General features: G+C 59.4%; 23 protein-coding genes and 2 pseudogenes. 9 read left to right on the top strand and 16 right to left on the bottom strand.

Going from position 1 to position 22811, the window contains the following annotated elements; all coding sequences use genetic code 11:
- Positions 1-191: 191 nt before the first annotated feature.
- Positions 192-287 (bottom strand): annotated as a pseudogene (locus HU736_RS21930) (DUF1289 domain-containing protein); the annotation flags it as partial.
- A gap of 307 nt (positions 288-594) precedes the next feature.
- Here HU736_RS21930 and HU736_RS20670 point away from each other — a divergent pair.
- Positions 595-1116 carry a GNAT family N-acetyltransferase gene (locus HU736_RS20670; RefSeq protein WP_186697855.1) on the top strand — a complete coding sequence of 174 codons (522 nt, stop codon included), beginning with the start codon at positions 595-597 and terminating at the stop codon, positions 1114-1116.
- A 5-nt stretch (positions 1117-1121) separates the two neighbouring features.
- Here the strand turns inward: HU736_RS20670 and tnpC are convergent.
- The 10 genes and pseudogenes from tnpC to HU736_RS20620 all read right to left on the bottom strand — a co-directional run bounded on the left by tnpC (position 1122) and on the right by HU736_RS20620 (position 9935).
- Positions 1122-2647 (bottom strand): annotated as a pseudogene (gene tnpC, locus HU736_RS20665) (IS66 family transposase).
- 49 nt (positions 2648-2696) lie between these two features.
- Positions 2697-3032, bottom strand: a complete 336-nt coding sequence (tnpB, locus tag HU736_RS21925) for an IS66 family insertion sequence element accessory protein TnpB (protein ID WP_057403590.1) — start codon at positions 3030-3032, stop codon at positions 2697-2699.
- The gene (gene tnpA, locus HU736_RS20655; protein ID WP_092369847.1) at positions 3029-3346 is read right to left on the bottom strand and encodes an IS66-like element accessory protein TnpA; all 318 of its coding nucleotides are present in this window, start codon (positions 3344-3346) and stop codon (positions 3029-3031) included. Before tnpA ends, tnpB begins: the two co-directional genes overlap by 4 nt.
- A gap of 229 nt (positions 3347-3575) precedes the next feature.
- On the bottom strand, positions 3576-3941 hold the full coding sequence (locus tag HU736_RS21920) for an avidin-fold protein (protein ID WP_225913103.1): 366 nt from the start codon (positions 3939-3941) through the stop codon (positions 3576-3578).
- A gap of 297 nt (positions 3942-4238) precedes the next feature.
- Entirely contained in the window at positions 4239-5306 is a 1068-nt protein-coding gene (locus tag HU736_RS20645) for an NAD(P)/FAD-dependent oxidoreductase (protein WP_186697853.1), read from the bottom strand.
- Between the two features lie 408 nt (positions 5307-5714).
- The gene (gene dmeF / locus HU736_RS20640; RefSeq protein ID WP_186697851.1) at positions 5715-6632 is read right to left on the bottom strand and encodes a CDF family Co(II)/Ni(II) efflux transporter DmeF; all 918 of its coding nucleotides are present in this window, start codon (positions 6630-6632) and stop codon (positions 5715-5717) included.
- Between the two features lie 7 nt (positions 6633-6639).
- The gene (locus HU736_RS20635) at positions 6640-6915 is read right to left on the bottom strand and encodes a metal/formaldehyde-sensitive transcriptional repressor (protein ID WP_186697848.1); all 276 of its coding nucleotides are present in this window, start codon (positions 6913-6915) and stop codon (positions 6640-6642) included.
- 348 nt (positions 6916-7263) lie between these two features.
- Positions 7264-7689 carry an anti-virulence regulator CigR family protein gene (locus HU736_RS20630; protein ID WP_186697846.1) on the bottom strand — a complete coding sequence of 142 codons (426 nt, stop codon included), beginning with the start codon at positions 7687-7689 and terminating at the stop codon, positions 7264-7266.
- A 176-nt stretch (positions 7690-7865) separates the two neighbouring features.
- Positions 7866-8309 (bottom strand): GFA family protein, encoded by a 444-nt coding sequence (locus tag HU736_RS20625; RefSeq protein ID WP_186697844.1) that lies wholly within the window; start codon positions 8307-8309, stop codon positions 7866-7868.
- Positions 8310-8633: 324 nt separating this feature from the next.
- Positions 8634-9935: an MFS transporter gene (locus HU736_RS20620; protein WP_101317597.1), complete on the bottom strand. Its 1302-nt coding sequence runs from the start codon at positions 9933-9935 to the stop codon at positions 8634-8636.
- Positions 9936-10406: 471 nt separating this feature from the next.
- Between HU736_RS20620 and HU736_RS20615 the strand changes: the two genes are divergently transcribed.
- Complete coding sequence (locus tag HU736_RS20615; RefSeq protein ID WP_189691569.1) at positions 10407-11210, top strand: substrate-binding domain-containing protein; 804 nt, start codon at positions 10407-10409, stop codon at positions 11208-11210.
- A 47-nt stretch (positions 11211-11257) separates the two neighbouring features.
- Here HU736_RS20615 and HU736_RS20610 read toward each other — a convergent pair whose 3' ends face one another.
- A complete protein-coding gene (locus tag HU736_RS20610) occupies positions 11258-11830 on the bottom strand; it encodes a TetR/AcrR family transcriptional regulator (protein WP_103436518.1) in 573 nt (190 codons plus the stop codon).
- A gap of 149 nt (positions 11831-11979) precedes the next feature.
- Between HU736_RS20610 and HU736_RS20605 the strand changes: the two genes are divergently transcribed.
- Entirely contained in the window at positions 11980-12768 is a 789-nt protein-coding gene (locus tag HU736_RS20605; RefSeq protein ID WP_186697842.1) for an SDR family NAD(P)-dependent oxidoreductase, read from the top strand.
- Between the two features lie 69 nt (positions 12769-12837).
- Positions 12838-13836 carry an NADP-dependent oxidoreductase gene (locus tag HU736_RS20600; protein ID WP_186697840.1) on the top strand — a complete coding sequence of 333 codons (999 nt, stop codon included), beginning with the start codon at positions 12838-12840 and terminating at the stop codon, positions 13834-13836.
- Between the two features lie 18 nt (positions 13837-13854).
- Here HU736_RS20600 and HU736_RS20595 read toward each other — a convergent pair whose 3' ends face one another.
- The 3 genes from HU736_RS20595 to HU736_RS20585 form a co-directional block, all read right to left on the bottom strand.
- Entirely contained in the window at positions 13855-14736 is an 882-nt protein-coding gene (locus tag HU736_RS20595; protein WP_186697838.1) for a carboxylate/amino acid/amine transporter, read from the bottom strand.
- 91 nt (positions 14737-14827) lie between these two features.
- Positions 14828-15427: an FMN-dependent NADH-azoreductase gene (locus HU736_RS20590; RefSeq protein ID WP_103436514.1), complete on the bottom strand. Its 600-nt coding sequence runs from the start codon at positions 15425-15427 to the stop codon at positions 14828-14830.
- Positions 15428-15536: 109 nt separating this feature from the next.
- Positions 15537-15851, bottom strand: a complete 315-nt coding sequence (locus HU736_RS20585; protein WP_101317583.1) for a 3-phosphoglycerate kinase — start codon at positions 15849-15851, stop codon at positions 15537-15539.
- Positions 15852-15899: 48 nt separating this feature from the next.
- Between HU736_RS20585 and HU736_RS20580 the strand changes: the two genes are divergently transcribed.
- From HU736_RS20580 to HU736_RS20565, 4 genes are all read left to right on the top strand, one after another.
- A complete protein-coding gene (locus tag HU736_RS20580) occupies positions 15900-16823 on the top strand; it encodes a LysR family transcriptional regulator (RefSeq protein ID WP_103436513.1) in 924 nt (307 codons plus the stop codon).
- A gap of 13 nt (positions 16824-16836) precedes the next feature.
- A complete protein-coding gene (locus HU736_RS20575; protein ID WP_186697836.1) occupies positions 16837-17649 on the top strand; it encodes an alpha/beta fold hydrolase in 813 nt (270 codons plus the stop codon).
- A complete protein-coding gene (locus tag HU736_RS20570) occupies positions 17643-18200 on the top strand; it encodes a peptidylprolyl isomerase (RefSeq protein WP_101317577.1) in 558 nt (185 codons plus the stop codon). Before HU736_RS20575 ends, HU736_RS20570 begins: the two co-directional genes overlap by 7 nt.
- 62 nt (positions 18201-18262) lie before the next feature.
- Positions 18263-20095 (top strand): ABC transporter ATP-binding protein, encoded by a 1833-nt coding sequence (locus HU736_RS20565; RefSeq protein ID WP_186697899.1) that lies wholly within the window; start codon positions 18263-18265, stop codon positions 20093-20095.
- Between the two features lie 51 nt (positions 20096-20146).
- Here the strand turns inward: HU736_RS20565 and HU736_RS20560 are convergent, their stop codons facing one another.
- Positions 20147-21274, bottom strand: coding sequence for a GNAT family N-acetyltransferase (locus HU736_RS20560; protein ID WP_186697834.1), 1128 nt, complete (start codon positions 21272-21274; stop codon positions 20147-20149).
- A 240-nt stretch (positions 21275-21514) separates the two neighbouring features.
- Between HU736_RS20560 and HU736_RS20555 the strand changes: the two genes are divergently transcribed.
- A complete protein-coding gene (locus HU736_RS20555) occupies positions 21515-22759 on the top strand; it encodes a putative porin (protein ID WP_103436510.1) in 1245 nt (414 codons plus the stop codon).
- The last annotated feature ends 52 nt before the right edge of the window (positions 22760-22811 follow it).

The following is a 22811-nucleotide window of genomic DNA, read 5'->3' as shown; positions in this document are numbered from 1 at the left end:
CGGCCACTCGCGAAGGGTAGCAATCGGCCAGAAGCTGCATTTACGCTAAGGCCAATATATACGCCCTGCGCAGCTCGCGGCGCAGAGCGCAAGGACGAAGGCTTTACAAGGGTAAGAGTGCTACCCAGATGAGCACATCACTTGCTATCTATTAGATTGCCATCGGCCTGAATGTCGAGGGCGCATAGGGTCTAGTTCTTAGACTTCTTCTTGGTAATACTTTTCATACGCGTGGCAGCCTTCTGCACCGTCGACATCTTCTCGGGCCGCTTCATCCCTCGCCATTTTGGATTTCATCTGTAAGCGTCTGGTGAAGTCGTCTGGACAAAGCAAATGGTCTAAATACGATCAGATTTCACGAAAGAGCGACTCGCCAGTTTGCATTTTCGGTTATTGACACAGTGCTCAAATTTCCAGATTATCAGTCAATGCCCCCCACAAATCTCGTTAGCATGATGCGCCCCTTGATGGCTGCCTTTGGCGGGCCATAGGGCGATGCGCGCTTAGAGCAGAAGCATTGACCAGAAGCCCCGCCAGAAATGGAAGGGGCTTTTTCATTCCCCTTCCAAATCATTGATGACAAGGAGAGTGAAGATGCTGTTGATCCGCCCAGCCAAACGTGCTGACGCCGAGGCCGCGTTTGATATACGCCTCCAGGCGATCCGGCATCAATGCATTACCGTCTATACCGCTGAGCAAGTAATGGCGTGGACTGATGTGCCGCTCACAGACCGATATCGAGCTTGGGTGGAAAAGGAGTACCACGTTGCCTGGTTGGGCGAGACACCGGTCGCAACAGGTCTGATTGATTTCCAGTCTGGAGAGATAGGCGCTATTTTCGTTTTGCCTGCATTCATGGGACAGGGGATTGGCAAGGCAATGCTCCTATACCTTGAGCGACTGGCCTTTAAAACCGGAATCATCGATATACATTTAGATGCTACCCCTAACGCAACCGCGTTCTACCGTCGGTGTGGCTATCACGGAGATAATCAAGCTATCTATACCTCGCCTTCCGGTCTTGAGCTGGCTTGTACACCGATGCGGAAACAGTTGGCCAGTGAAGAGCTAATGGACGTCACGCGGGCGACAAGCAGGCTGCCAAACTCAGGCTGAGTAAGTCAGTCCGGCATCCATTGATGCGGCAGCAGATGCTCAATCTCACTGGCTTTCTGTGTCGGCAACCGCGTCAGCACATCTTTGAGATAAGCATACGGATCATGCCCATTCATGCGTGCCGACTGGATCAAACTCATGATCGCGGCCGCTCGTTTGCCGCTGCGCAGAGACCCGGCGAACAACCAATTGGAGCGCCCAAGCGCCCAAGGCCTGATCGTGTTCTCGACAGGGTTGTTGTCGATGGGCACGGCACCATCACCCAGGTAGCGCGTCAGCGCTACCCAGCGTTTCAGGCTGTAGTCCAAGGCCTTGGCCATCGCCGAGCCTTCTGGCACAAGCTCGCGTTGAGCCAGCATCCATTCATGCAACTTTGCTGCGACGGGAACCGCTATTTCCTGACGTAATCGCCGGCGGTCTTCATCGTTCATTTCTTTGGCTTGCCGCTCGATCTCGTACAGGCCGCCGATTGAGTGCAGTGCCTGTTCGGCCAACTGGCTTTTGTTTGCCACATGCAGATCAAAGAACTTGCGGCGAGCGTGGGCCATGCAGCCGATTTCGGTGATGCCCAGCTCGAAGCTGGCCTTGTAGCCCGCGAAGTCATCGCAGACCAGCTTGCCGTTCCACGTGCCAAGGAAGTTACGTGCATGTTCGCCAGCACGGCTGGGGCTCAAGTCGTAGACCACCGCCTTCAGTACCGAGAACGGCGTGGTGCAATAAGCCCAGACATACGCTCGGTGCGTTTTCTTCTCGCCGGGGGCCAGCATCTGCACCGGCGTTTCATCGGCATGCACGACTCGCTGGACGAGTACGACTTCCCGCAGTGCATCCACCAGTGGCTGGAGTTGCACGCCAGTTTGGCCACCCACTGAGCCAGTGTTGAGCGCGGGATCGCCAGGCCTGCACGGCCAAAGATCTTTTCCTGCCGGTACAGCGGTAAATGGTCGGAGAACTTGGCCACCATCACATGGGCCAGCAGACCGGCAGTAGGAATGCCCTTGTCGATGACTTGGGCGGGCACCGGCGCTTGGATCAGCGTTTCGCACTGGCGGCAGGCCCACTTGCCACGTACATGCTGCTCAACGGTGAACACGCCCGGTGTGTAATCCAGCTTTTCGCTGACGTCTTCGCCGATGCGCTGAAGCTGGCAGCCGCAAGCGCACTGGGTGTTCTCTGGATCGTGACGAATGACGGTGCGTGGGAACTGCGGCGGCAGCGGCGCGCGCTTGGGCTTTTGGCGGGTTTAGTCTGGCGTCGGGGCAGGACGAAGCGCGTCCAGTTCTGCCTCGATGACCTCAAGGTCGGTGTTGAGCAGGTCATCCAGCAAACTGCCTTGAGCTGGGCTGATCTGCTCGCTGCGTTTGGCGAACTTGTGGCGTTTGAGGATGGCAATTTCGTGAGAGAGCTGTTCGATGATCGTCTCGTCACGATGGATCTTTCGACCCATGGTGTCGACCTTCGACAGCAACTGCGCAGCGAGTGCGCGCAGTTGGTCGGGTGTCATTTGGTCGAGATTGGACAAGGAAGTCATGCCGTGGATTTTACCAAAGCAACTCATCCGACACAGCTCAAAGGCAGGACTAAACTACCGTAATCACGCCGTTCACACCTACACGCTGCCATGGCAAACCGAGCACCAGCGCGTGCAGTTGTTCAGCGTCGAGTTCGACTTCCAGGCCGCGATGAGTGCCAGGCCAGTGAAACTTGCCTTGGTTCAACCGGCGTGCGGCAAGCCAGATGCCCACGCCATCATGCACCAGCACCTTCATCCGGTTGGCGCGGCGGTTGGCAAACAGATAAGCGCTGTGCGGCTTTGCCGCACCGAACACCGCCACCACGCGGGCCAGCGCAGTCTCGGTGCCAGCGCGCATGTCCATGGGCGCGGTCGAGAGCCAGATGGCGTCGATGCGTATCATTGCGAGAGGCTGCGAATGAAGCGTGCGCAGCCGTCCGGGTCGGAGATGGGCCATTTGACCGTGATAGATTTTTCGCCCAGCGGCAATGCGATAATTACTGCTTCATCAGCGTGCCGTTTAGGCATCGGTTGCAGCGGCACAAACGCGGGAAGTGGCGCGACGGGTTTATCGCGGTAAATCGGCAACCACTTGCGAATTACGTTGGCATTGATGCCGTGGCTGATGGCAACGCTGGAAACTGAGGCGCCGGGTTGCAGACATTCCTGAACGACCTGGGCTTTAAAGGGTTTGGGGTAAGAGCTTCGTTGGCGCATGGAAATCCTAGCGATAAGGGTGATCGCGTCCGCTTAAAATAGGCGGACACCATTGCCCTTAATTCTGGATTTTTGAAGGTGTGTTTGCTGGCCGCTTACTTTCATCTTTGGTGCGACCGCAACTTACATTTGAAGGACGTCCTCACGCGCCTGCCGACGCAGCAGGCCAGTGAGATTTCCGAGTTGCTACCGCACAGAGGGACGCGAGCGTAATCAAAAAGCTTAACCGCTACGCGGCAAGCTCAACGTAGCTAGACTCCCCACCTCCAGTCGCGCCCGACAACCAACCCCATACGAACATCAGAGTGGTACGTCCTCCGTGATCGATGCCTACCGTGCCACGAGACCAGCCAGCAAGAATTTCACCATCCGTAGTTAAGCAATGATAAAGAAGCTCAATGGTATCGGGGCTAGTCACGCGTCCGACTTGATGACCCATGCGGATCCGGCCACCTTGGTAAGTACCCCAAACGGAATCTTCTTCGACGTGGTAGTGAAATACTGTGCCGGCACCGGATAGCCCGTGGGCGTTACCCGCTACCGTAAATCGGCGATTGTTCAAACGCTCCCTGATTTGAGCAAGACGGATTTCCATAAAATGTCGCGTCCTTTTAGTCAAGATGTTCCATTACAGTCTTCGATGATCTTAAGCCATTTTGCCGTGCCTGAAGAGAGGTCTGCTTGCCTATCCCTGGAGCCGCAACTCACGACGATAAAAAGCAAGTTGTGTTCACCGCCCGCTTACCTCTGATCTCGGGTTCATCGTTTGCCTTGGCTGGGCGGATCATATCGGTCTCTTGAGTTTGAGCAGATTCAATATTGTTCGACTCATGTTGCTGCCGCACTAGGCTGACACTTGAATAATAAGAGCACTGATCCACGATCAGCCCTCCTACTCTCCTAAAAATCGATCGGGCCGGCAGGGAGCAAGGGCAGAGGAGGCCCTGTGGTCGATAATTTCCTCGCTGACAAGACGGCCCACTACTGCCGCCAAGGTAACGCCAGGGTGCATGGCGCAAACGTATACGCCGCCGGTTTTTGACAGATAACCGATGATGGGGATGCCATCCTCAGGCATTGGCCTGAGGCCGATGCAGGCCATTTCCGGATCAATGGAAACAACCCCGTGCAGTTCGTTCTGGATCGCTCTAGCCGTTCGTAGAGCTACCGCTGCTGGCTGGTTTTGCAATGAGTCATCCACGTAATCCTCGGCCGCCAGCAACGCACCGTCCGAACTTTGCCTGACTTCCATTTCAGAGCTTGAAATCAAGGTGTGTACGAGGTTGGGTTGTGACTTGTAACGGATGAAAATGGCGGGTGAAGCCTCTATAGGAAGGGATACTCCAAGCATATTTGTCAGCTTCGTGATGCCTGTACCCGCCGCCAGTACGACGATATCGGCATTAATGATGCCCATCGAGGTTTCAACCCCCGTCACCTTTTTGCCCTGGGTTGTAAAGCCGAGCACGCGCGCGTGGGTGAGAATTTCCGCCCCATTTTCCTGGGCACCTGCGACCAACGCAAAGGTTGCTGCCACTGCGTCCAGCGCCCCTTCTGCTGCCGCATAAAAGGCATACTGAGGGGGACTTTTGAGATTTGGCTCAAGGTCTAGAATCTGCGATCTGGACACGAGATGTGCCGACGCCAGGTGACCTGAAGCCGGCACTTCATTTGACCTGGCGCTATAGGATAAGGCTCCCGTCCAGCGAATCTTAAGATCAGGCAGTTGCGCCTCGAGCCGGCGGTATTCTCCGATTGCAGCACCGCGCAGTTGCGCAATGGGGTCTGGTTCGGGGTGTGAAGAGTTGATCCATGCAAATGAGCTTCCAGTCACGCCAGAGGCTATATCTTCAGCCTCGACCAAAGTGACTTTGGCGTTTTTACCTGCCAAGTGGTAAGCCAGAGACGCGCCTACGATTCCTGCACCGACAATAACGATTCGTTTGTCTGGGTTTTCCATATCAACTCCCTGTTCTGCCGAACTTGCGATGTTACACGGCCGTGTCTAACGATATTTGAACCTGACCGCTCGTGAGTAAGCGTCTGCTGGAGTCAGCTTGCATAGCTCTGGCAGGTATCGCTGGGATGGGGTAGGTGACTTTATCGTACCCGTACTGTCGTTTGGCATGATATATGGTCTTTAGCGATCCCCACACCGTAAGCTTACGGGGAAAACTCTTGCATAGGTCAGCACGGCATCCATTGATAGGGCAAGGTGACTTCGCCAGACGCTTACCAACTTACGCACATCTCGCTGCTCAATTGGCACAGCGACACGCAGGGGTTTTCAATGTCTTTTGCCACATGGGTACCAAATTCATGGAGAAGAGGAATCGTCTCAGGACTCCTGATCGATAGCGGCGAGAATTTACGCTGCCCGGTACTCAACGGTGAGGTGAGTAACCTCGTGTACTGGCTTCAGTGCGGCCCGCACGTCATCAGCGGAAAGCTCCGATGATCCATGGACACTCACGATGGCCGCTCGCGCTTCCGGCCCGACTCGCCATACGTGCAGGTCTGTGATCTGAAGCTTGCCGGACTGATCCAGCAATTCGCGTATTTCCTCGGCGACATGTTTATCGGTCTTGTCCAGCAGTACCGATGCAGTATCACGCATCAGCGACCACGCCCAACGCGCAATGACGACGGCACCAACGATACCCATCACCGGATCGAGCCATACCCATCCGAGATACTTGCCCGCCAACAACGCCACAATGGCCAAGACGGATGTCACCGCGTCTGCGAGCACATGCACATAGGCAGAGCGCAGGTTGTTGTCCTCGCCGTGCGAGTGCCCGTGGTGATCGTGAGAGTGACCGTGTCCGTGAGCATGTCCGCCGCCCGCGAGAAGCAGCGCACTGACGATGTTAACGATCAGACCAATCACCGCGATCAGTATCGCCATTCCGAACTGCACCTGCGTCGGTTCGAAAAAGCGGATCACCGATTCGACACCAATGCCCAACGAGATCAGGCCGAGGATCAACGCAGAAGCAAAGCCACCTAGATCGCCCACCTTGCCCGTTCCGAAGCTGTAAGCGGAGTTTTCCGCATGCTTGCGGGCAAAAGCATACGCTGCCGCTGCAATTCCCAATGCGCCTGCATGAGTTGCCATGTGGAAACCATCGGCCAGCAGGGCCATTGATCCAGTGATGTATCCGGCAGAAATCTCACCCACCATCATCACGATGGTCAGGGCCACAACCCACAAGGTTCGCTTGGCATTGTCATCGTGCCCTGCACCCAGGAAGCTGTGGCTGTGAATGTAATCCGTAGTGCTCATTTCTCTCTCACTTGGAGTATCGGCGAATAGCTTCCAGGAGTTCTTCTACCCCCTGCGCCCGTTCATGATCGGTCAGACCCGGTTTGGCAACGTGCTCGCGAGCATGGTCTTCAATGATCTCGTCGAGCAGCCCATTGATTGCCCCACGGGTCGCAGCCACCAAGTGCAAAGTCTTTGCACAATCGGCTTCGCCCTCCAAGGCACGTTCGATTGCCTGGACTTGGCCAGCAATGCGTTTCACACGCTTAAGCAACTCGTCCTTTCCCGCTTGCGTATGCGCCATAGCATACCCCCCTACCCTATAGTTGTTGAAATGATGCGCCTGATTCCCTGGCTGAGCAAGTGGGGAACTGAGTCGGAGTGGGGTTTTCTCCCGACAAGCTTTCCTTTGTTCCATGGCTGACGGCTGCTGGTAGCAATGATGTGCATGCCAAGTCCTCCACGTGTGGAAGGACAAGGATTGCTAATCCGAGCAGCGGTCACTAACCGACCCGTAGCTGACTTTTACGGGGCCTGTCTCAGCCGTGCCCCACAGCGCTCCCTGATAGCCCTTAAACATTTTCTCGGCATCAGGTGGTTCAAGCTTTTCCTGTCACAAGACCCATTTCATGGGCTTTTTAGGCTAGCGGACTTAGTCAAGAACATTATGTAGTACCTCATAGATGACACCTGAAGTAATGGCCACAAGCAGCAAATCAGTTCCAGCTTGCTGCCACTCATAACCATCGTAATGAGGAAGTCGTCCGATCAGTCGGCTATCCAGCTTCTTCGCGATCCCTGGCGGGAGAGGCTTGCCGCGCGCCAGATTCTTCTGGATACCTGGCGGTAAGGAAGAGCCTGGATTCCAGTAATTGCGATTGTCATTGAGGATGACTCGCACCCCTCCCAAATCGACGGAAGGCCCTTGATGCCAGTCATTGCTGTTGCCCTGATGACCTTGGCTTGCGTGTTGTCCTCCCTTGTCGTGGCTTTTCCCTTTCCCGGGGTCTGCCAGCAAGATCGGGCTTACAACCAGAGCTAGGGAGAATACTGCGGCAATACTCAATTTCCTTCTCATGGCAAGCATTCCTTGGGACTTTATCCAACCACAGAGTAGCTAATCTGTTGGCAGAGGCAATGCCAGTGCGGGTGCGAGCACTCCGTCGGGACTCAAGAATTTCAGCATCTATATCGGCCTGATGGACACCTCTAGAGCTCTACCATACGCCCAAGCCGAGTAGACACGCTGGGCTGTCACTCAGGACTGCTCACGTAGCGCAGCCACCCTGCAACTTGCGAGCCGCCACCTGCGCGATCTTTAGGATGAATCCGGCCTTCACTGACAATTACTTCGGGGAAATCAAATGGGCTCATACCTTCAATACAAGCCACATTGACCCCGTACTGATCAGGCGCAGAACGGCGCTGATGGAAAGTGTAAATGCCACATTTGGAGCAGAAGTAGTGCTTGGCTTCACGCGTGTGAAACTGATAGAGGGTGAGCGCCTCTTGCCCTTGCGTGACGCTGATATCGTCCAGGTTGGCTGATACCGCAACGGCACCGCGCATACGGCAGAGCGAGCAGTTGCACCTGCGCGCGGTACGCACACCATCGGTCAAGCGCACGGAAAACTGCACGGTCCCGCAATGGCAGGCGGCCTGGTATACGGGACGATCATCATTAATTGCATCAGCCATAGCGATTCTCCAGGTGTATCCGAGAAAAAGAGGGGCGCAGATCTGACACCCCGTTGACCAACCTTTCACTTAGTTTTCACGAGCGCCAAGGCAGTCTATATCCATCCCTACGTGATAGACCTTGGCCCGCCTAGCAGCGGGCTTTCTTTTGCCTGCGATTTTCGTCAGGCCAGGCGCCGTCAGCTTACCCACCTTAGTTCTCAGAGAGCCGCTGGTATGTCACCCCAAGCAAAGGCGATCACCGCTCAGAAAGAGTTGGGCTCCCAGGAAGACTCACCGGGCTGATGCCTGGTAGCTGAGCCGCCAGGCGTCATCAAAACCCGATCAAACTGCCGCGTGTGGCTGAGCGGTCTTGACCCGGCGGTACAACACCAACGTGGCGCACAAGGCGCAGCCAGCAGCGAAAGTTACCCAGTACGCCGGTGCAGCCTTGTCACCGGTGAGGTGGATCAGCCAGGTCGACATGGCTGGGGTGAACCCACCAAACAGCGCCGTGGCCAGGCTGTAAGCCAGCGAGAACCCGGCCACTTTCACCTCGACCGGCATGATCTCGGTCAGCGCCGGGATCATTGCGCCGTTGTAGAGCGCATAGAGGAACGAGAACCACAGCAGCACTTCAAGCATGTGCGAGAAGCTCGCTGCCTGAGCCAGGTACGACAGCGCCGGGTAAGCGGTGAAAAGCGTCAGCACGGTCATCGCTATCATCATCGGCTTGCGTCCGAAGCGGTCGCTGAGCATGCCGCCGATGGGCAACCAAAAGAAGTTCGATACGCCGACCAGCAGCGTCACCAGCAAGGCGTCGGTGGTGGTCAGGTTGAGTACGGTCTTGCCGAAGGTCGGTGCATATACGGTTATCAGGTAGAAGGCGCTGGTGGTCATTGCCACCATCAGCATGCCGCCGATGACAACCCCCCAGTTACTGGCCAGTGTTGCCACCACCTGCTTCATGGTCGGGCGATGGGTGCGATTGGCGAACTCTTCGGTTTCCTGCAGGCTGCGCCGCAGCAGGAAGATGAACGGGATGATCATGCAACCCACGGCAAACGGTACGCGCCAGCCCCATTCGCTGATCTGCTCAGGCGCCAACCACTGGTTCAAGCCGTAGCCCAGTGCTGCGGCAACGATGATCGCCACTTGCTGGCTGCCGGACTGCCAGCTGGTGTAGAAGCCCTTGCGCCCAGGCGTGGCCATTTCCGACAGGTATACCGACACCCCGCCCAATTCGGCGCCAGCCGAGAAGCCCTGCAGCAGCCGTCCGAGCAAGACCAGGGCCGGTGCCCACAGGCCAATACTGGCGTATCCGGGCACCAGCACGATCAACAGCGTACCGCTGGCCATGATCGACAGGGTCACGATCAAACCTTTGCGCCGGCCCACGTCATCGATGTAGGCACCGAGCACAATCGCGCCCAGCGGGCGCATGAGGAAGCCTGCGCCGAACACCGCAAAGGTCATCATCAGGGAAGCGAATTCACTCGCCGCAGGAAAGAATGCGGTCGCAATCTGAGTGGCGTAGAAGCCGAACAGGAAGAAGTCGAACTGCTCGAGAAAATTACCCGAGGTGACGCGGAACACGGCTGCGGCGCGGGAACGGGCAGTGCCCGCAGCGGGGGATGAAGCATGCATGACGGATCTCCAGCGATATTCTTAAAATGCTTGTTACGCTCTAAACTAGAGTATGCGGGACACATTTTGAAACAGTTAGTGCTTAATTTTCATGGATTGATGCATCTTTGTTATCAATCGCTGTATCACAAGCCCAGCTGCCGGGCCCAAAATGCGTCCATCTCAACGCTACAGACGGGATCGAATTCGGTGGGTGAAATCTGACGGCGTGTTGACTCTGCTTTCACCTAATTTTCACGGCAAGGGGCGCAATCTATAGCCATCCCTACGTGTGATTGAACTTGCCCGCCTAGCAGCGGGCTTTCTTTCGCCCGCGATTTATCACTCCGCAAGCCACTGCTCCATGCCGCAGCTCCTGCCCTGCTGTACCGACATAGGCGATAGTCGTTCACGCAGCTTGCTCAGAACATGAAACATCCTTCACGGCCCGTTAACTGAACCGGTGACTGCGGCTCAGTAATCTGGATTCTTTTGATCCGCAGAACATTCCCATGCTTCTGCGCGGCACTGTTGCTGGCCACCTTCGCGTGCTCGGCAGCTGAAGCCGTACCTGGCGACGCGAATACCCTGACCGTGCTCAGCTCGGGCGGCATCATGGGTGCGATTCGCGAAGTGGCGCCGGCTTACCAGAAAAAGTTCGGGGTCAAACTGAATGTCCTGGCGGCGCCGTCGATGGGCGACACCCCGCAGGCGATCCCCAACAGGCTGGCCAAGGGTGAGGATGCTGACGTGGTCCTGATGGTCGGCTCGGCGCTGGACACGCTGATCGCTGACGGCCAGGCAGACAAGGCCAGCCGCGTCGACCTGGGCAAGTCCTTCATCGCCATGGCCGTGCGCCAGGGCGAGCCGAAGCCGGACATCAGCACGATGCAGAACCTGCGCAAGGTGCTGGTGGAGAGCAAATCGGTCGCCTATTCGGACAGCGCCAGCGGTGTTTATCTGTCCAAGACGTTGTTCCCACGCCTGCAGCTGAGGTCGACGTTCGATGCCAAAGCCCACATGATCCCGGCAGAACCGGTCGGTGCAGTGGTCGCTCGCGGGCAGGCGCAGATCGGCTTTCAGCAGCTCAGCGAACTCAAGCCGGTACCGGGCATCAGCATCGTTGGCTTGATCCCGGCCGAGGCACAGAAGATGACCATGTACTCCGGCGCCATGGTCAGCAAGAGCCAGCATCAGGCCGCGGCCAAGGCACTGCTTGAATACCTGGCTTCGCCTCAGGCAGATGCGGCGATCAAGAGCAGTGGCTTGTCACCGCTGCCGCACCACGCCAGCTGATTGCCGAGAAATTGGACGCAAGGTTTGCGCAGCAGCGCAAACCTTGTTCAGTCGGCAGCCAGCGCATCCAGCAGCTCCGCCCGGCACGCTTGCAGTATTTCGTCTGCCAGCGCTGAGTCATCCGGGCACGCCCGCGACAACATGACGGCACCCACGGCATGAGTAAACAGGCTCACGACCTTCGCGCGCGCCTGCTCGGGCGTCGCCCCTGTCCCCGCCCGGTACTTCTCTTCAAATGCTGCAAGGGTCTTTTCGATGCCGCTGGCGAAGGTCGCCTTGACCTCATCGGACTGGCGAGCAGCATCGCCACCCAAGGCTGCAACGGTGCAGCCTGTGTCTCTGCCATCTCGGTGGGCACGGGAGACGTAGCGATTGACGAACTCCTCCAGGCCAATAGTGCACGCACCGGCGGCAGACCTCTCCAGGCTGAGCGCTGCCGCTTCGGCCATCAGGTCGGCCTTTGAGCCAAAGTGCTTGTAGAACCCCCCCTGAGTGAACCCGGCAGTGGCCATCAGCTCGGCCACACCCACACCGTCGTAGCCGCGTTCACGAAACAGCTGCGAAGCCGTCTCGACGATATGCGCGCGATTGGCGAGTGATTGCGTCTTGGTGATTTTCATAGGGCGCCTCGGGGGACTTCTTGACGATGGCTCAGCATACTCTGATGTCGACCATAATCAAAACCGTTGACACTTTTGATTATGATCGACATCATAAAAACGCTTCCCCATCAGACTGCCCAACAGCCACTCACCTTGAGTTCCCGTCCATGAACAATGCTGAAACCGTACTGATCACCGGCGCTTCTTCTGGCATCGGCGCAACCTACGCCGAGCGCTTCGCCCAGCGCGGCCATGATCTGGTGCTGGTAGCCCGTGACAAGACCCGCCTGGATGCACTCGCCGCAACGCTTGGCCAGCAATATGCCGTGGCCATCGATGTGATTCAGGCTGACTTGACGCAAAGCAGCGACCTGGCGACCGTCGAAGCCCGCTTGCGCGATGACAGCAGCATCACCCTGCTCGTCAACAACGCCGGCGCCGCGCAGTCCGGCAGCTTTATCGAGCAATCAACCGACAGCGTGGCCAACCTGGTCGCGCTGAACACCACCGCCCTGGTTCGACTGGCCAGCGCGATCGCGCCACGGCTGGCGCAGGCCGGCAGCGGCGCGATCATCAATATCGGTTCTGTGGTGGCCCTGGCGCCGGAATTCGGCATGAGCGTGTACGGCGCGACCAAAGCCTTCGTGTTGTTCCTGTCACAGGGTCTGAGCCTTGAGCTGGCGCCCAAGGGCGTTTATGTCCAGGCCGTGCTGCCTGCGGCAACCCGCACCGAGATCTGGGATCGTGCGGGTATCGATATCAATACCCTGACTGAAGTGATGGCCGTGGGCGAGCTGGTCGATGCTGCGCTGGTCGGTTTCGACCGCCGCGAGCCGGTGACCATCCCGCCCCTGCAGGACGCTGCACGTTGGGATGCGCTGCAGCTTGCCCGGCAAGGCTTGCTGGCAGAGATTCGCCAGTCCGTCGTAGCCGAGCGCTATCAAGCTCAGGCCTGAGCTGCCAGCAGGCGGGCAAGCCAACGCTACGCAAGGGCACTGCCCGCCCTCCCCCTCGAGCGACAAATCATGAAAGCGTTTTCCATCGAGCGATATGGCAAGCACAGTGGCAAGATCACTGACGTGCCTGCTCCTGCAATGGGCACCAATGACGTGCTGGTGCAGATACACGCTGCCAGCGTCAACGTATTGGACCTGAAGCTGCGAGCAGGCGAATTCAAGCCGATCCTTCCCTACCGCTTGCCGCTGATACTGGGCAACGATCTGGCCGGTGTCGTCGTCAGCGTCGGCGCTGATGTAAGCCTGTTCAAACCGGGCGATGAGGTCTATGCCAGGCCACCCCAGGATCGCATCGGCACTTTTGCCGGGCTGATCGCGGTTGACCAGCAAGCACTGGCCCACAGGCCACGCAACATCAGCATGGAGCAGGCCGCGTCACTGCCCTTGGTGGCACTGACGGCATGGCAGGTGCTGGTTGAAACGGCCCAGTTGCAACCAGGCCAGAAGGTGTTGATCCACGCCGGTTCAGGCGGCGTGGGCAGCGTTGCGATCCAGCTGGCCAAGCACTTGGGCGCGTTCGTCGCGACGACCACCAGCACGGCGAATGTCGAATGGGTGAAGGCACTCGGTGCGGATGTCGTGGTTGATTACACCGCCCGGCAATTCGACGCCGTACTGCGCGACTATGACGTGGTACTGAACAGCCTCGGTGCGGATGTTTTGCAGCAATCGGTCAAGACGCTCAAACCCGGCGGGCAACTCATCTCGATCTCTGGCCCGCCAACGCCTGAGTTCGGCGAGACGCAGGGGCTACCCTGGGCGCTGCGCCAGGTTCTTCGTCTGTTGAGCCTGCGCATTCGCAGGGCCGCACAGGCAGCCGGGGTGAGGTACAAGTTCGTCTTCATGCGCTCCAGCGGCGCTCAGCTCAGCGAGATCACCACCTTGGTGGAGTCAGGTGCCATCAGGCCAATCATCGACAAGGTCTACCCATTTCAATCAACTGCCGACGCCCTGGCGTACGTAGAACAGGGACGCGCCAAGGGCAAGGTCGTGATCAGCCTGCGCTGAAGCGCAGAGCAACCGCAACTATCGCCTGACTCTGCCGAGCATTGGCGCAGCGTGATTGCTGCCCAGCCGGCTGAGCCAGACCGAGGCCAGAATGATCAAGCCACCTAGCAGCAAGCGCCCAAGCGGCTCGTGCTGGTTCCAGATCAGCAGGTTGAGCAGCAAGCCCACCGGCACATGCAGGTTGTTCATCACCGCAAGCGTTGCGCCAGAAACCAGGCAGGCGCCCTTGTTCCACCAGTACAGCCCCAGCGCTGTCGGCACCAGCCCCAGGAACAACAGCACCAGCCACTGCACATCGGTGCTCGGCAGGCGCTGGGCATTGCCGAACAGCAGAAACGCCGGCAGCACCACCAGCAGCGCGCCGAGGTAGAAGTAGCCGAAGCGTTTGTAGTGAGGTAAGTCGCTGGGGTTGCGGGCGATCAGGTGGCGATACAGCACCTGACCTGCGGCATAGGTGAAGTTGGCCAGTTGCAGCAGCAGGAAGCCGATGAAGAACTCGCCACTGATGCTGTCCATGCGGATCACCGCCGCACCTGCCACTGCCACCAGTGCAGCCACCAGCGCCCAAGGGTTGAAGCGCCGGTTCAGGGCGTCTTCGATCAAGGTCACGTGCAACGGCGTGAGGATGGTGAACAGCAGCACCTCGGGCACAGTCAGCACGCGGAAGCTCAGGTACAGGCAGACGTAGGTGACGCCGTATTGCAAGGCACCGATCAGCAGCATCGAGCGCAAAAAGCGCGGTTCGACCTGGCGCCAGCGGGTCAGCGGCAGAAACACCAGCCCGGCCAACAGCACCCGCGCCAGTACGGCGAAGTAGCTGTCGACGTTGCCGGCCAGGTACTCGCCGATCAGGCTGAAGGAAAACGCCTGGATCAGCGCGACGATAATCAGATAGCCCATGGTGCTCTCTCGCAAATCAAGGCGGCGACCTTAGCCGGTTGCGCCACCCTGGGCAACCACTCGGCAGCGGGCAACATCAAGCCTCCGTGGCTCACGCCAGCGCGGCCAGCCTGGCCTTGGCCTGGTTGACGCCCTTCTCGTGAAAATCACCACTCATGTTCAGCCCTTCGGCGTGGATGAACTCCACGTCGTGAATGCCGATGAAGGCCATGGCCTGACGCAGGTACGGTTCCTGATGATCGCTGCCGGCACCGGCATGAATGCCGCCACGGGCAGTCAGAACGATGGCGCGCTTGCCTTGCAGCAAGCCCTGCGGTCCGGTCGGGGTGTACTTGAAAGTGATACCTGCGCGCAGCACATGGTCCAGCCAGGCTTTGAGGGTGCTGGGAATGGTGAAGTTGTACATCGGCGCCGCCATCACCAGCACGTCGGCGGCGAGCAGTTCGTCAGTCAGCTGGTTGGAGCGCTCGAAAGCCTCCTGCTCAGGCATGGACCGTTGCTCCGCAGGCTTCATCCAGCCGCCGAGCAGGTCGGCGTCAAGGTGCGGCAGCGGGTTGGCGGCAACGTCGCGCACATTGATCTGGTCGCCAGGATGCGCCGCTTGCCACTGCTGGATGAAGTCGCGGGTCAGCTGGCGCGACACGGAATCTTGCTGGCGGGCGCTGCTTTCGATGATCAATACGTGGGACATGGTGCCTCCATTGGCATAAACGGGGTGCGATTCAATGGAGGCGAGATTAGAGGTTGACCTATCGATAAAAAAGCGTAAAAAGTGGAGTCAACCTATCGATTTATCCGTTTTATTGCGGCTGACAGCTCAGCGCGATGCGCAACTTGATGATCTGCCGGTTGAACTTGGCGGTCACGTCCACGCTTTTGTTTGCCGGCACCACTACGCGCCGCACGCGAGGCGCTTCCGGGCCGTTGCGAAAGCTGACCTTGCACGCCGCAGCCACTTCGCCGTAGTTGTTTACGGTAATGCTGCCGATGTCCTGATCAGTGTCATAGGCGGTGTAGTCGATCTTCACCCCGCTGATGTCCTTGGTCACATCGATCGGGTAAGCCATTGCGCTCAATGGCAGGCACAGCAAGACAGCCAGACAATATTTCTTCACAGGGCGCTCTCCTTGAAAGAGCGCAGCTTAGGACAACAGGAGCCGAAGATGAAAGCGCCGCGCGTAACCCTTGATCAGTGGCGAACCCTGCAGGCAGTGGTCGACCACGGTGGGTTTGCCCAGGCAGCCGACGCCTTGCACCGTTCGCAATCGTCGGTCAGCTATACCGTGGCGCGCATGCAGGAGCAACTCGGCGTGCCGCTGCTGCGCATCGACGGGCGCAAGGCCGTGCTGACCGAAGCCGGCAACGTGCTGCTGCGCCGCTCGCGGCACCTGGTCAAGCAGGCCAGTCAGCTGGAAGACCTGGCCCACCATATGGAACAAGGCTGGGAAGCCGAGGTGCGCCTGGTGGTCGATGCCGCATACCCCAGCGCCCGCCTGGTGCGCGCACTGAGCGCGTTCATGCCGCAAAGCCGCGGCTGTCGCGTGCGCCTGCGCGAAGAGGTGTTGTCCGGGGTCGAAGAAGTGCTCCACGAAGGCATCGCCGACCTTGCCATCAGCAGCTTCAGCATCGGCGGTTACCTGGGCACCGAGCTGAGTTCGGTCGAGTTCATCGCCGTCGCCCACCCGGAACACAGCCTGCACCGACTGGGCCGCGAGATCACCTTCCAGGATCTGGAGAGCCAGTTGCAGGTGGTGATCCGCGACTCCGGCCGCGCTCAACCGAAAGATGTCGGCTGGCTCGGCGCCGAGCAGCGCTGGACAGTCGGTAGCCTGGGCACCGCCGCGACCTTTGTCGGCAGCGGTCTGGGCTTTGCCTGGCTGCCGCGGCACATGATCGAGCGCGAGCTGCGCGAGGGGCTGCTCAAGCCATTGCAGCTGGATCAAGGTGGCAGTCGCCACCCACTGTTCTACCTTTACTCGAGCAAAGAGAAAGCCCTCGGCCCGGCCACGCAGATCCTCATCGATCTGCTGCGCAGCTTCGACACCGCGCCGCTGGACGTGCCTTTCGCCGCCCCTCCACAAGCCTGAGAAGCCCGCGCCCATGGCCTATTTCGAACATGAAGGCTGCACCCTGCACTACCAGCAATACGGTCAGGGCGAACCGCTGGCGCTGCTGCATGGCCTCGGTTCGAGCAGCCTCGACTGGGAGCTGCAGGTGCCGCTGCTGAGTCAGCACTACCGGGTGATCCTGCTCGACAGCCGCGGCCATGGCCGCTCGGACAAACCCGTCGACGGCTACCAGATCGCAACCTTCAGCGAAGACCTGCTGGCCCTGCTCGAACACCTGCAGACCGGCCCGGTGCACCTGGTTGGCTTGTCGATGGGGGGCATGATCGGCTTTCAGTTCGCCGTCGATCACCCGCGCTGGTTGCGCAGCCTGTGCATCGTCAACAGCGCCCCCGAAGTCAAACGGCGCACCCGCAGCGATTGGCTCTGGTGGGCCAAGCGCTGGGCCCTCGCCCGCGCCTTGAGTGTCGAGACGGTGGGCAAAGGCCTGGCTGCGCGCCTGTTCCCCAAACCCGAGCAGGCTGACCTGCGGGAGAAGATGATCCAGCGCTGGGCGCGCAACGACAAGCGCGCCTACCTGAGGAGCTTCGACGCCATCGTCGACTGGGGCGTGGCGGAACGCATCGACCAGATCCAGTGTCCCACCCTGGTGATCGCCGCCGACCACGATTACACCCCGGTACAACTAAAACAGCGTTATGTCGAACGGATCCCGCACGCCAGGCTGGCGGTAATCGAAGATTCGCGGCACGCTACGCCGCTTGATCAAGCCGAGGTCTTCAACCAGACCCTGCTGCAGTTCCTCACTAGCATTTCCACCTCTCAAGGATCTTTGAGCCCATGCTGAAAAAAATTCTGCTCGCTGCCTGTTCGGTTGCTTTTGCCACTAGCGTCCTGGCCTCGGACAAGACCCCGCACGTGCTGCTCGACACCAGCTTCGGTCCGGTCGAAATCGAGCTGAACGCCGAAAAAGCACCGATCAGCACCAAAAACTTCCTGCAGTACGTGGACAGCGGCTTCTATAACAACACCATCTTCCACCGGGTCATTCCGGGCTTCATGGTGCAGGGCGGTGGCTTCACCGAGCAGATGGTGCAGAAGGACACCAAAGACCCGATCAAGAACGAAGCCAGCAATGGCCTGCGCAACACCCGCGGCACTTTGTCGATGGCGCGCACGTCCAACCCGAACTCGGCCACCAGCCAGTTCTTCATCAACGTGAATGACAACGCCTTCCTCGACCCGGGCCGTGACGCTGGCTATGCAGTGTTCGGCAAGGTCACCAAGGGTATGGAAGTGGTCGATCAGATCGTCAATTCGCAGACCACCGTGAAAAAAGGCATGCGTGATGTCCCGGCTGACCCGGTGTTCATCAAGTCCGCCAAACGCATCGACTGACCGAAGGTTTCACAGGGACGTGATACTGCCTGCGGTCGGGTAGAACAGGAGTTGCAATGCCCATGCTGTACCGCCGTTTCGAAAAGCTCATCGATATCTTCCGTGACGCCCCGAGCGAGGCTCCACCAAGTACGGTGTGGGCCTTCTACCTGTACTACCTGCGTCAGGTCTGGCCAAGCTTCGTTGCCCTGCTGATCGTCGGCCTGGTCGCAGCGCTGATCGAGGTGGCGATGTTCGGCTACCTGAGCCGGATCATCGACCTCGCCCAGGGCACCCCGGACCCGAACTTCTTCAGCCTGCACGGCGCCGAGCTGCTGTGGATGCTGGTGGTGGTGCTGCTGATCAGGCCGCTGTTTTTCGGCCTGCATGACCTGCTGGTGCACCAGACCATCAGCCCGGGCATGACCAGCATGATTCGCTGGCAAAACCACAACTACGTGCTCAAGCAGAGCATGAACTTCTTCCAGAACGACTTCGCCGGGCGCATCGCCCAGCGCATCATGCAGACCGGCAACTCGCTGCGCGACTCGGCAGTGCAGGCGGTGGATGCGCTGTGGCACGTGCTGATCTACGCGATCAGTGCGCTGGTGCTGTTCGCCGAAGCCGACTGGCGCCTGATGGTGCCGCTGCTGGTGTGGATCGCCTGCTACATCGGCGCGCTCTGTTACTTCGTACCTAGGGTAAAGGCGCGGGCGGTGGTGTCTTCGGATGCCCGCTCCAAGCTGATGGGTCGGATCGTCGACGGCTACACCAACATCACTACCCTCAAGCTGTTTGCCCATACCGACTACGAGCAGCAGTACGCCCGTGAAGCGATCAGCGAGCAGACCGAGAAAACCCAGCTGGCCTCGCGCGTGATCACCAGCATGGATGTGGTCATCACCACGCTCAACGGTTTGCTGGTAGTCACCACCACCGGCCTGGCGCTGTGGCTGTGGAGCAACTCGCTGATTACCGTGGGTGCCATTGCCCTCGCGACCGGCCTGGCGATCCGCATCGTCAACATGTCGGGCTGGATCATGTGGGTGGTCAACGGCATCTTCGAGAATATCGGCATGGTCCAGGACGGCCTGCAGACCATTGCCCAGCCGGTCACGGTCACCGACCAGCCGCAGGCACCAGCGCTTAAAGTGACGCGCGGCGCGGTGCGCTTCGACAACGTCGGCTTCAACTATGGCAAGGGTCGCAGGGTCATCGATGGCCTGAACCTGGATATTCGTCCGGGTGAGAAGATCGGCCTGATCGGCCCGTCCGGCGCCGGCAAGTCGACTCTGGTCAACCTGCTGCTGCGTCTGTACGACGTTGAAAGCGGGCGCATCCTGATCGATGGGCAGAACATCGCCGAGGTCAACCAGGCCAGCTTGCGCGCACAGATCGGCATGATCACCCAGGATACCTCGTTGCTGCACCGCTCGATCCGCGACAACCTGCTGTACGGCAGGCCCGACGCGAGCGACGAGGAAGTCTGGGCTGCCGTGCGCGGGGCCAGGGCCGATGACTTCATCGGCCAGTTGTCCGACTCGCAGGGCCGCACCGGCTTCGATGCGCATGTGGGCGAGCGCGGGGTCAAGCTCTCGGGTGGCCAGCGCCAGCGCATCGCGATTGCCCGGGTACTGCTGAAGAACGCGCCGATCCTGATCATGGACGAAGCCACCTCGGCGCTCGACTCAGAGGTGGAAGCGGCTATTCAGGAGAGCCTGGAGACGCTGATGCAAGGCAAGACGGTGATCGCCATTGCCCACCGACTGTCGACCATCGCACGCATGGATCGACTGGTCGTGCTTGACCAAGGCCATGTGGTCGAGACCGGCACCCACGCCGAACTGCTCGCCCATCAGGGCTTGTATGCACGCTTGTGGCACCACCAGACGGGCGGCTTCGTCGGGGTCGACTGACAGCATTGTCGCGCCGGGCCTGCACAGGCTCGGCGTATACCTTGCTGCGCCTTACTCCTGACGATAAGGCAGCAGGCTCCGCGCCTCTTCGGCGTAGGCTCTGACCCCCTCCCCCTCCTGCTGCAGAAACTCCGCAACCGCCTCCCGCAAGCCTGGATGCAGCAGGTAATGCCACGAGCGAGTGATGACTGGCTCGAAGCCGCGAATCAGCTTGTGCTCGCCCTGCGCGCCAGCATCAAAACGTTGCAGCCCTTCAGCGATAGCGAAGTCCATGCCCTGGTAAAAACAGGTCTCGAAGTGCAGCCGGTCGAACTCATCCAGGCCGCCCCAGTAGCGCCCGAACAGGCTGTCGCCGCCGGCCAGGCTCAAGGCCATGGCCACATCGCGGCCGGCCTGACGCGCAATTACCACGCGGATGGCCTCGGGCATGCGCTCGGCCAGCAGGCTGAAGAACTCACGGGTCAGATACGGCGCCCGCCCGCGGATGGTGTAGGTGTTGGCGTAGCACAGGTAGACAAAGTCCCACTGCAGCTCACTAAGCTGATCACCGCGGTACCACTGGAAGTCGATACCGTGGCCAACCACCTGCTCACGCTCTTTGCGCATCTGCTTGCGTTTGCGTGAGCTGAGGGTGTCGAGAAAGTCCTGGAAATCCCGATAGCCGCGGTTGCGCCAGTGAAACTGACAACCGAGGCGCTCCAGCCATCCCGGCAAGCCGGCGATGGTCTGATCCAGCGCGGTGTCGGTGAAGTTGATGTGCGCGCCGGACAAGCCGCCCTTGTTCAGGTATTCAGGCAACGCCTGCAACAACAGCAAGCCGTCGGCTGCGTCCTGCATCAGCAAGCGTGGGCCACTGACCGGGCTGAACGGCACCGCGCCGAGCAGTTTGGGGTAGTAGGCGATACCGGCCCGGGCACAGGCATCCGCCCAGCCATGGTCGAACACATACTCGCCAAAAGAATGCCACTTGCGATAGGCCGGCAACAGCGCGCGCACCTCGCCGTCGCGCTCCAGCACCAGGTGCTCGGCGGCCCAGCCGGTGGCCCGTACCACACTGCCGCTGTCTTCCATGGCACTGAGAAACGCATGCCGCAAAAACGGCTGGCCGGCGGGCACCAGTGCATCCCAGCTAGCGGCTGGCAGGTCGCGGATGTGGGCAAGGCTGTACAAGCTGATCACGATATAAGCGCTCGTCGAGGTGGCCGCCAGTATCCGGCAAGGATGGCGCCACTGACAAATCCAGGCGGACTGTTTAACCGCAGTGCCACTAAATAGACATTATTCTGTCATTGCCCCCCGCAATACTTGCGCCTGTTTTCGAAACCGCGGCGACCTGTCTATTCAGGCGCTTTGCGCAGAATTGCCAACTCGGGGGTGGGCGTCCAAGCCTCCCCATATTGCTCAACACGGGAGAACTTTATGCGTCTTGTTTCTACACTAACTGGAGTGAGCCTGACCGGTCTGATGCTGGCTCTGAGTACTCCAGCCAGTGCTGCAGTCGACGCCAAGCTGCTCGAGATGCTGCGCGCCAATGGTTCGATCAACCAGGCACAGTACAACGAGCTGCAGGCCGACCTGTCTCAGGAAACCAAGGAAAAAGCCACGCAGAAAGCCCAGGCCGAACGCATGAGCTCCTTCGAACAGAAAGTCGCCTGGGCGGCCAAGACCCAGATCAAAGGCGATGTGCGCCTGCGTTACGAAGACGTCAATGTCGATGACCCGAACGCCTCCAGCGGCAACCAGGACCGTCAGCGCGTGCGTGCTCGCGTCGGCTTCTACAGCGAGATCAACCCACAGGTCGATGCAGGCGTGCGTATCGCCACCGGTAGCAGCGCCGACCGCCGTTCGACCAACCAGAGCCTGGACAACTACTTCGACAAGAAGTCGCTGTGGGTCGACCTGGCTTACCTCGACTGGCACCCGACTGCCCTGCCCGGCCTGCATTTGATCGGCGGTAAAATGGCTCAGCCATGGGTGAGCATGGGCGACATCATCTGGGACAGCGACATCAACCCGGAAGGCGTGGCGGCTACCTACAAGACCGACCTGGGCGGTGCCGAGGTGTTTGCCAGCGCCGGTCAGTACACTCTCAAGGACAACGTCGACGGCGACGGCGTGCAGTACAAGCATGACGCACAGGTCTACCACGGCCAGCTGGGTGCACGCTTCGCTCCGGCAGACACGCTCAAGGTCACCGTTGGCGCCAGCATCTACGGTTACGACAATGACAAGGAAGCGACCATCCTGCGCTCGTTCGGCAACACCACCAACGAGTTCAACCTGGTTGAAGGCTTTGGCCAGATCGACCTGACCGGCCTGGCGCTGCCACTCTCGGCCTATGGTCAGTACGTGAAGAACACCGACAGCACCGATGGCGAAGATCAGGCCTGGTTGGCGGGTCTGAAGACCAAGCTGGGCGCCTGGAGCCTGGATTACAACTACCGCGACGTGCAACGCAACGCTGTGGTCAGCCTGTTTACCGACTCTGACTTCGGCAACGGCTACACCGGTTCGCGTGGGCACAAGTTCAAGGTCGGTTACGAAATCGACAAGAACTTCTCGGTGGGCGCTGCTTATCTGATGGCCAAGACCGACCTGTCGCAGCTGCCGAACAGCAATGCCGATGTCGACACCCTGCAGGTGGATCTGGAAGCCAAGTTCTAACCGAGTAATCTGGGGCTGCTACGCAGCCCTTCGCGGGCAAGCCCGCTCCCAC

It is taken from the genome of Pseudomonas shirazensis (assembly GCF_014268785.2).
GTDB classification, from domain to species: domain Bacteria; phylum Pseudomonadota; class Gammaproteobacteria; order Pseudomonadales; family Pseudomonadaceae; genus Aquipseudomonas; species Aquipseudomonas shirazensis.
The sequence above is the reverse complement of the archived record's forward strand: the minus strand, read 5'-3'. Positions and strand labels throughout refer to the sequence as shown.

Bases quoted from the DNA above. Each gene is read 5' to 3' on its own strand.
- HU736_RS20670 (WP_186697855.1), top strand. From the start codon at position 595: ATGCTGTTGATCCGCCCAGCCAAACGTGCTGACGCCGAGGCCGCGTTT.
- tnpB (WP_057403590.1), bottom strand. From the start codon at position 3,032: ATGATACGCATCGACGCCATCTGGCTCTCGACCGCGCCCATGGACATG.
- tnpA (WP_092369847.1), bottom strand. From the start codon at position 3,346: ATGCGCCAACGAAGCTCTTACCCCAAACCCTTTAAAGCCCAGGTCGTT.
- HU736_RS21920 (WP_225913103.1), bottom strand. From the start codon at position 3,941: ATGGAAATCCGTCTTGCTCAAATCAGGGAGCGTTTGAACAATCGCCGA.
- HU736_RS20645 (WP_186697853.1), bottom strand. From the start codon at position 5,306: ATGGAAAACCCAGACAAACGAATCGTTATTGTCGGTGCAGGAATCGTA.
- dmeF (WP_186697851.1), bottom strand. From the start codon at position 6,632: ATGAGCACTACGGATTACATTCACAGCCACAGCTTCCTGGGTGCAGGG.
- HU736_RS20635 (WP_186697848.1), bottom strand. From the start codon at position 6,915: ATGGCGCATACGCAAGCGGGAAAGGACGAGTTGCTTAAGCGTGTGAAA.
- HU736_RS20630 (WP_186697846.1), bottom strand. From the start codon at position 7,689: ATGAGAAGGAAATTGAGTATTGCCGCAGTATTCTCCCTAGCTCTGGTT.
- HU736_RS20625 (WP_186697844.1), bottom strand. From the start codon at position 8,309: ATGGCTGATGCAATTAATGATGATCGTCCCGTATACCAGGCCGCCTGC.
- HU736_RS20620 (WP_101317597.1), bottom strand. From the start codon at position 9,935: ATGCATGCTTCATCCCCCGCTGCGGGCACTGCCCGTTCCCGCGCCGCA.
- HU736_RS20610 (WP_103436518.1), bottom strand. From the start codon at position 11,830: ATGAAAATCACCAAGACGCAATCACTCGCCAATCGCGCGCATATCGTC.
- HU736_RS20605 (WP_186697842.1), top strand. From the start codon at position 11,980: ATGAACAATGCTGAAACCGTACTGATCACCGGCGCTTCTTCTGGCATC.
- HU736_RS20600 (WP_186697840.1), top strand. From the start codon at position 12,838: ATGAAAGCGTTTTCCATCGAGCGATATGGCAAGCACAGTGGCAAGATC.
- HU736_RS20595 (WP_186697838.1), bottom strand. From the start codon at position 14,736: ATGGGCTATCTGATTATCGTCGCGCTGATCCAGGCGTTTTCCTTCAGC.
- HU736_RS20590 (WP_103436514.1), bottom strand. From the start codon at position 15,427: ATGTCCCACGTATTGATCATCGAAAGCAGCGCCCGCCAGCAAGATTCC.
- HU736_RS20580 (WP_103436513.1), top strand. From the start codon at position 15,900: ATGAAAGCGCCGCGCGTAACCCTTGATCAGTGGCGAACCCTGCAGGCA.
- HU736_RS20575 (WP_186697836.1), top strand. From the start codon at position 16,837: ATGGCCTATTTCGAACATGAAGGCTGCACCCTGCACTACCAGCAATAC.
- HU736_RS20570 (WP_101317577.1), top strand. From the start codon at position 17,643: ATGCTGAAAAAAATTCTGCTCGCTGCCTGTTCGGTTGCTTTTGCCACT.
- HU736_RS20565 (WP_186697899.1), top strand. From the start codon at position 18,263: ATGCTGTACCGCCGTTTCGAAAAGCTCATCGATATCTTCCGTGACGCC.
- HU736_RS20555 (WP_103436510.1), top strand. From the start codon at position 21,515: ATGCGTCTTGTTTCTACACTAACTGGAGTGAGCCTGACCGGTCTGATG.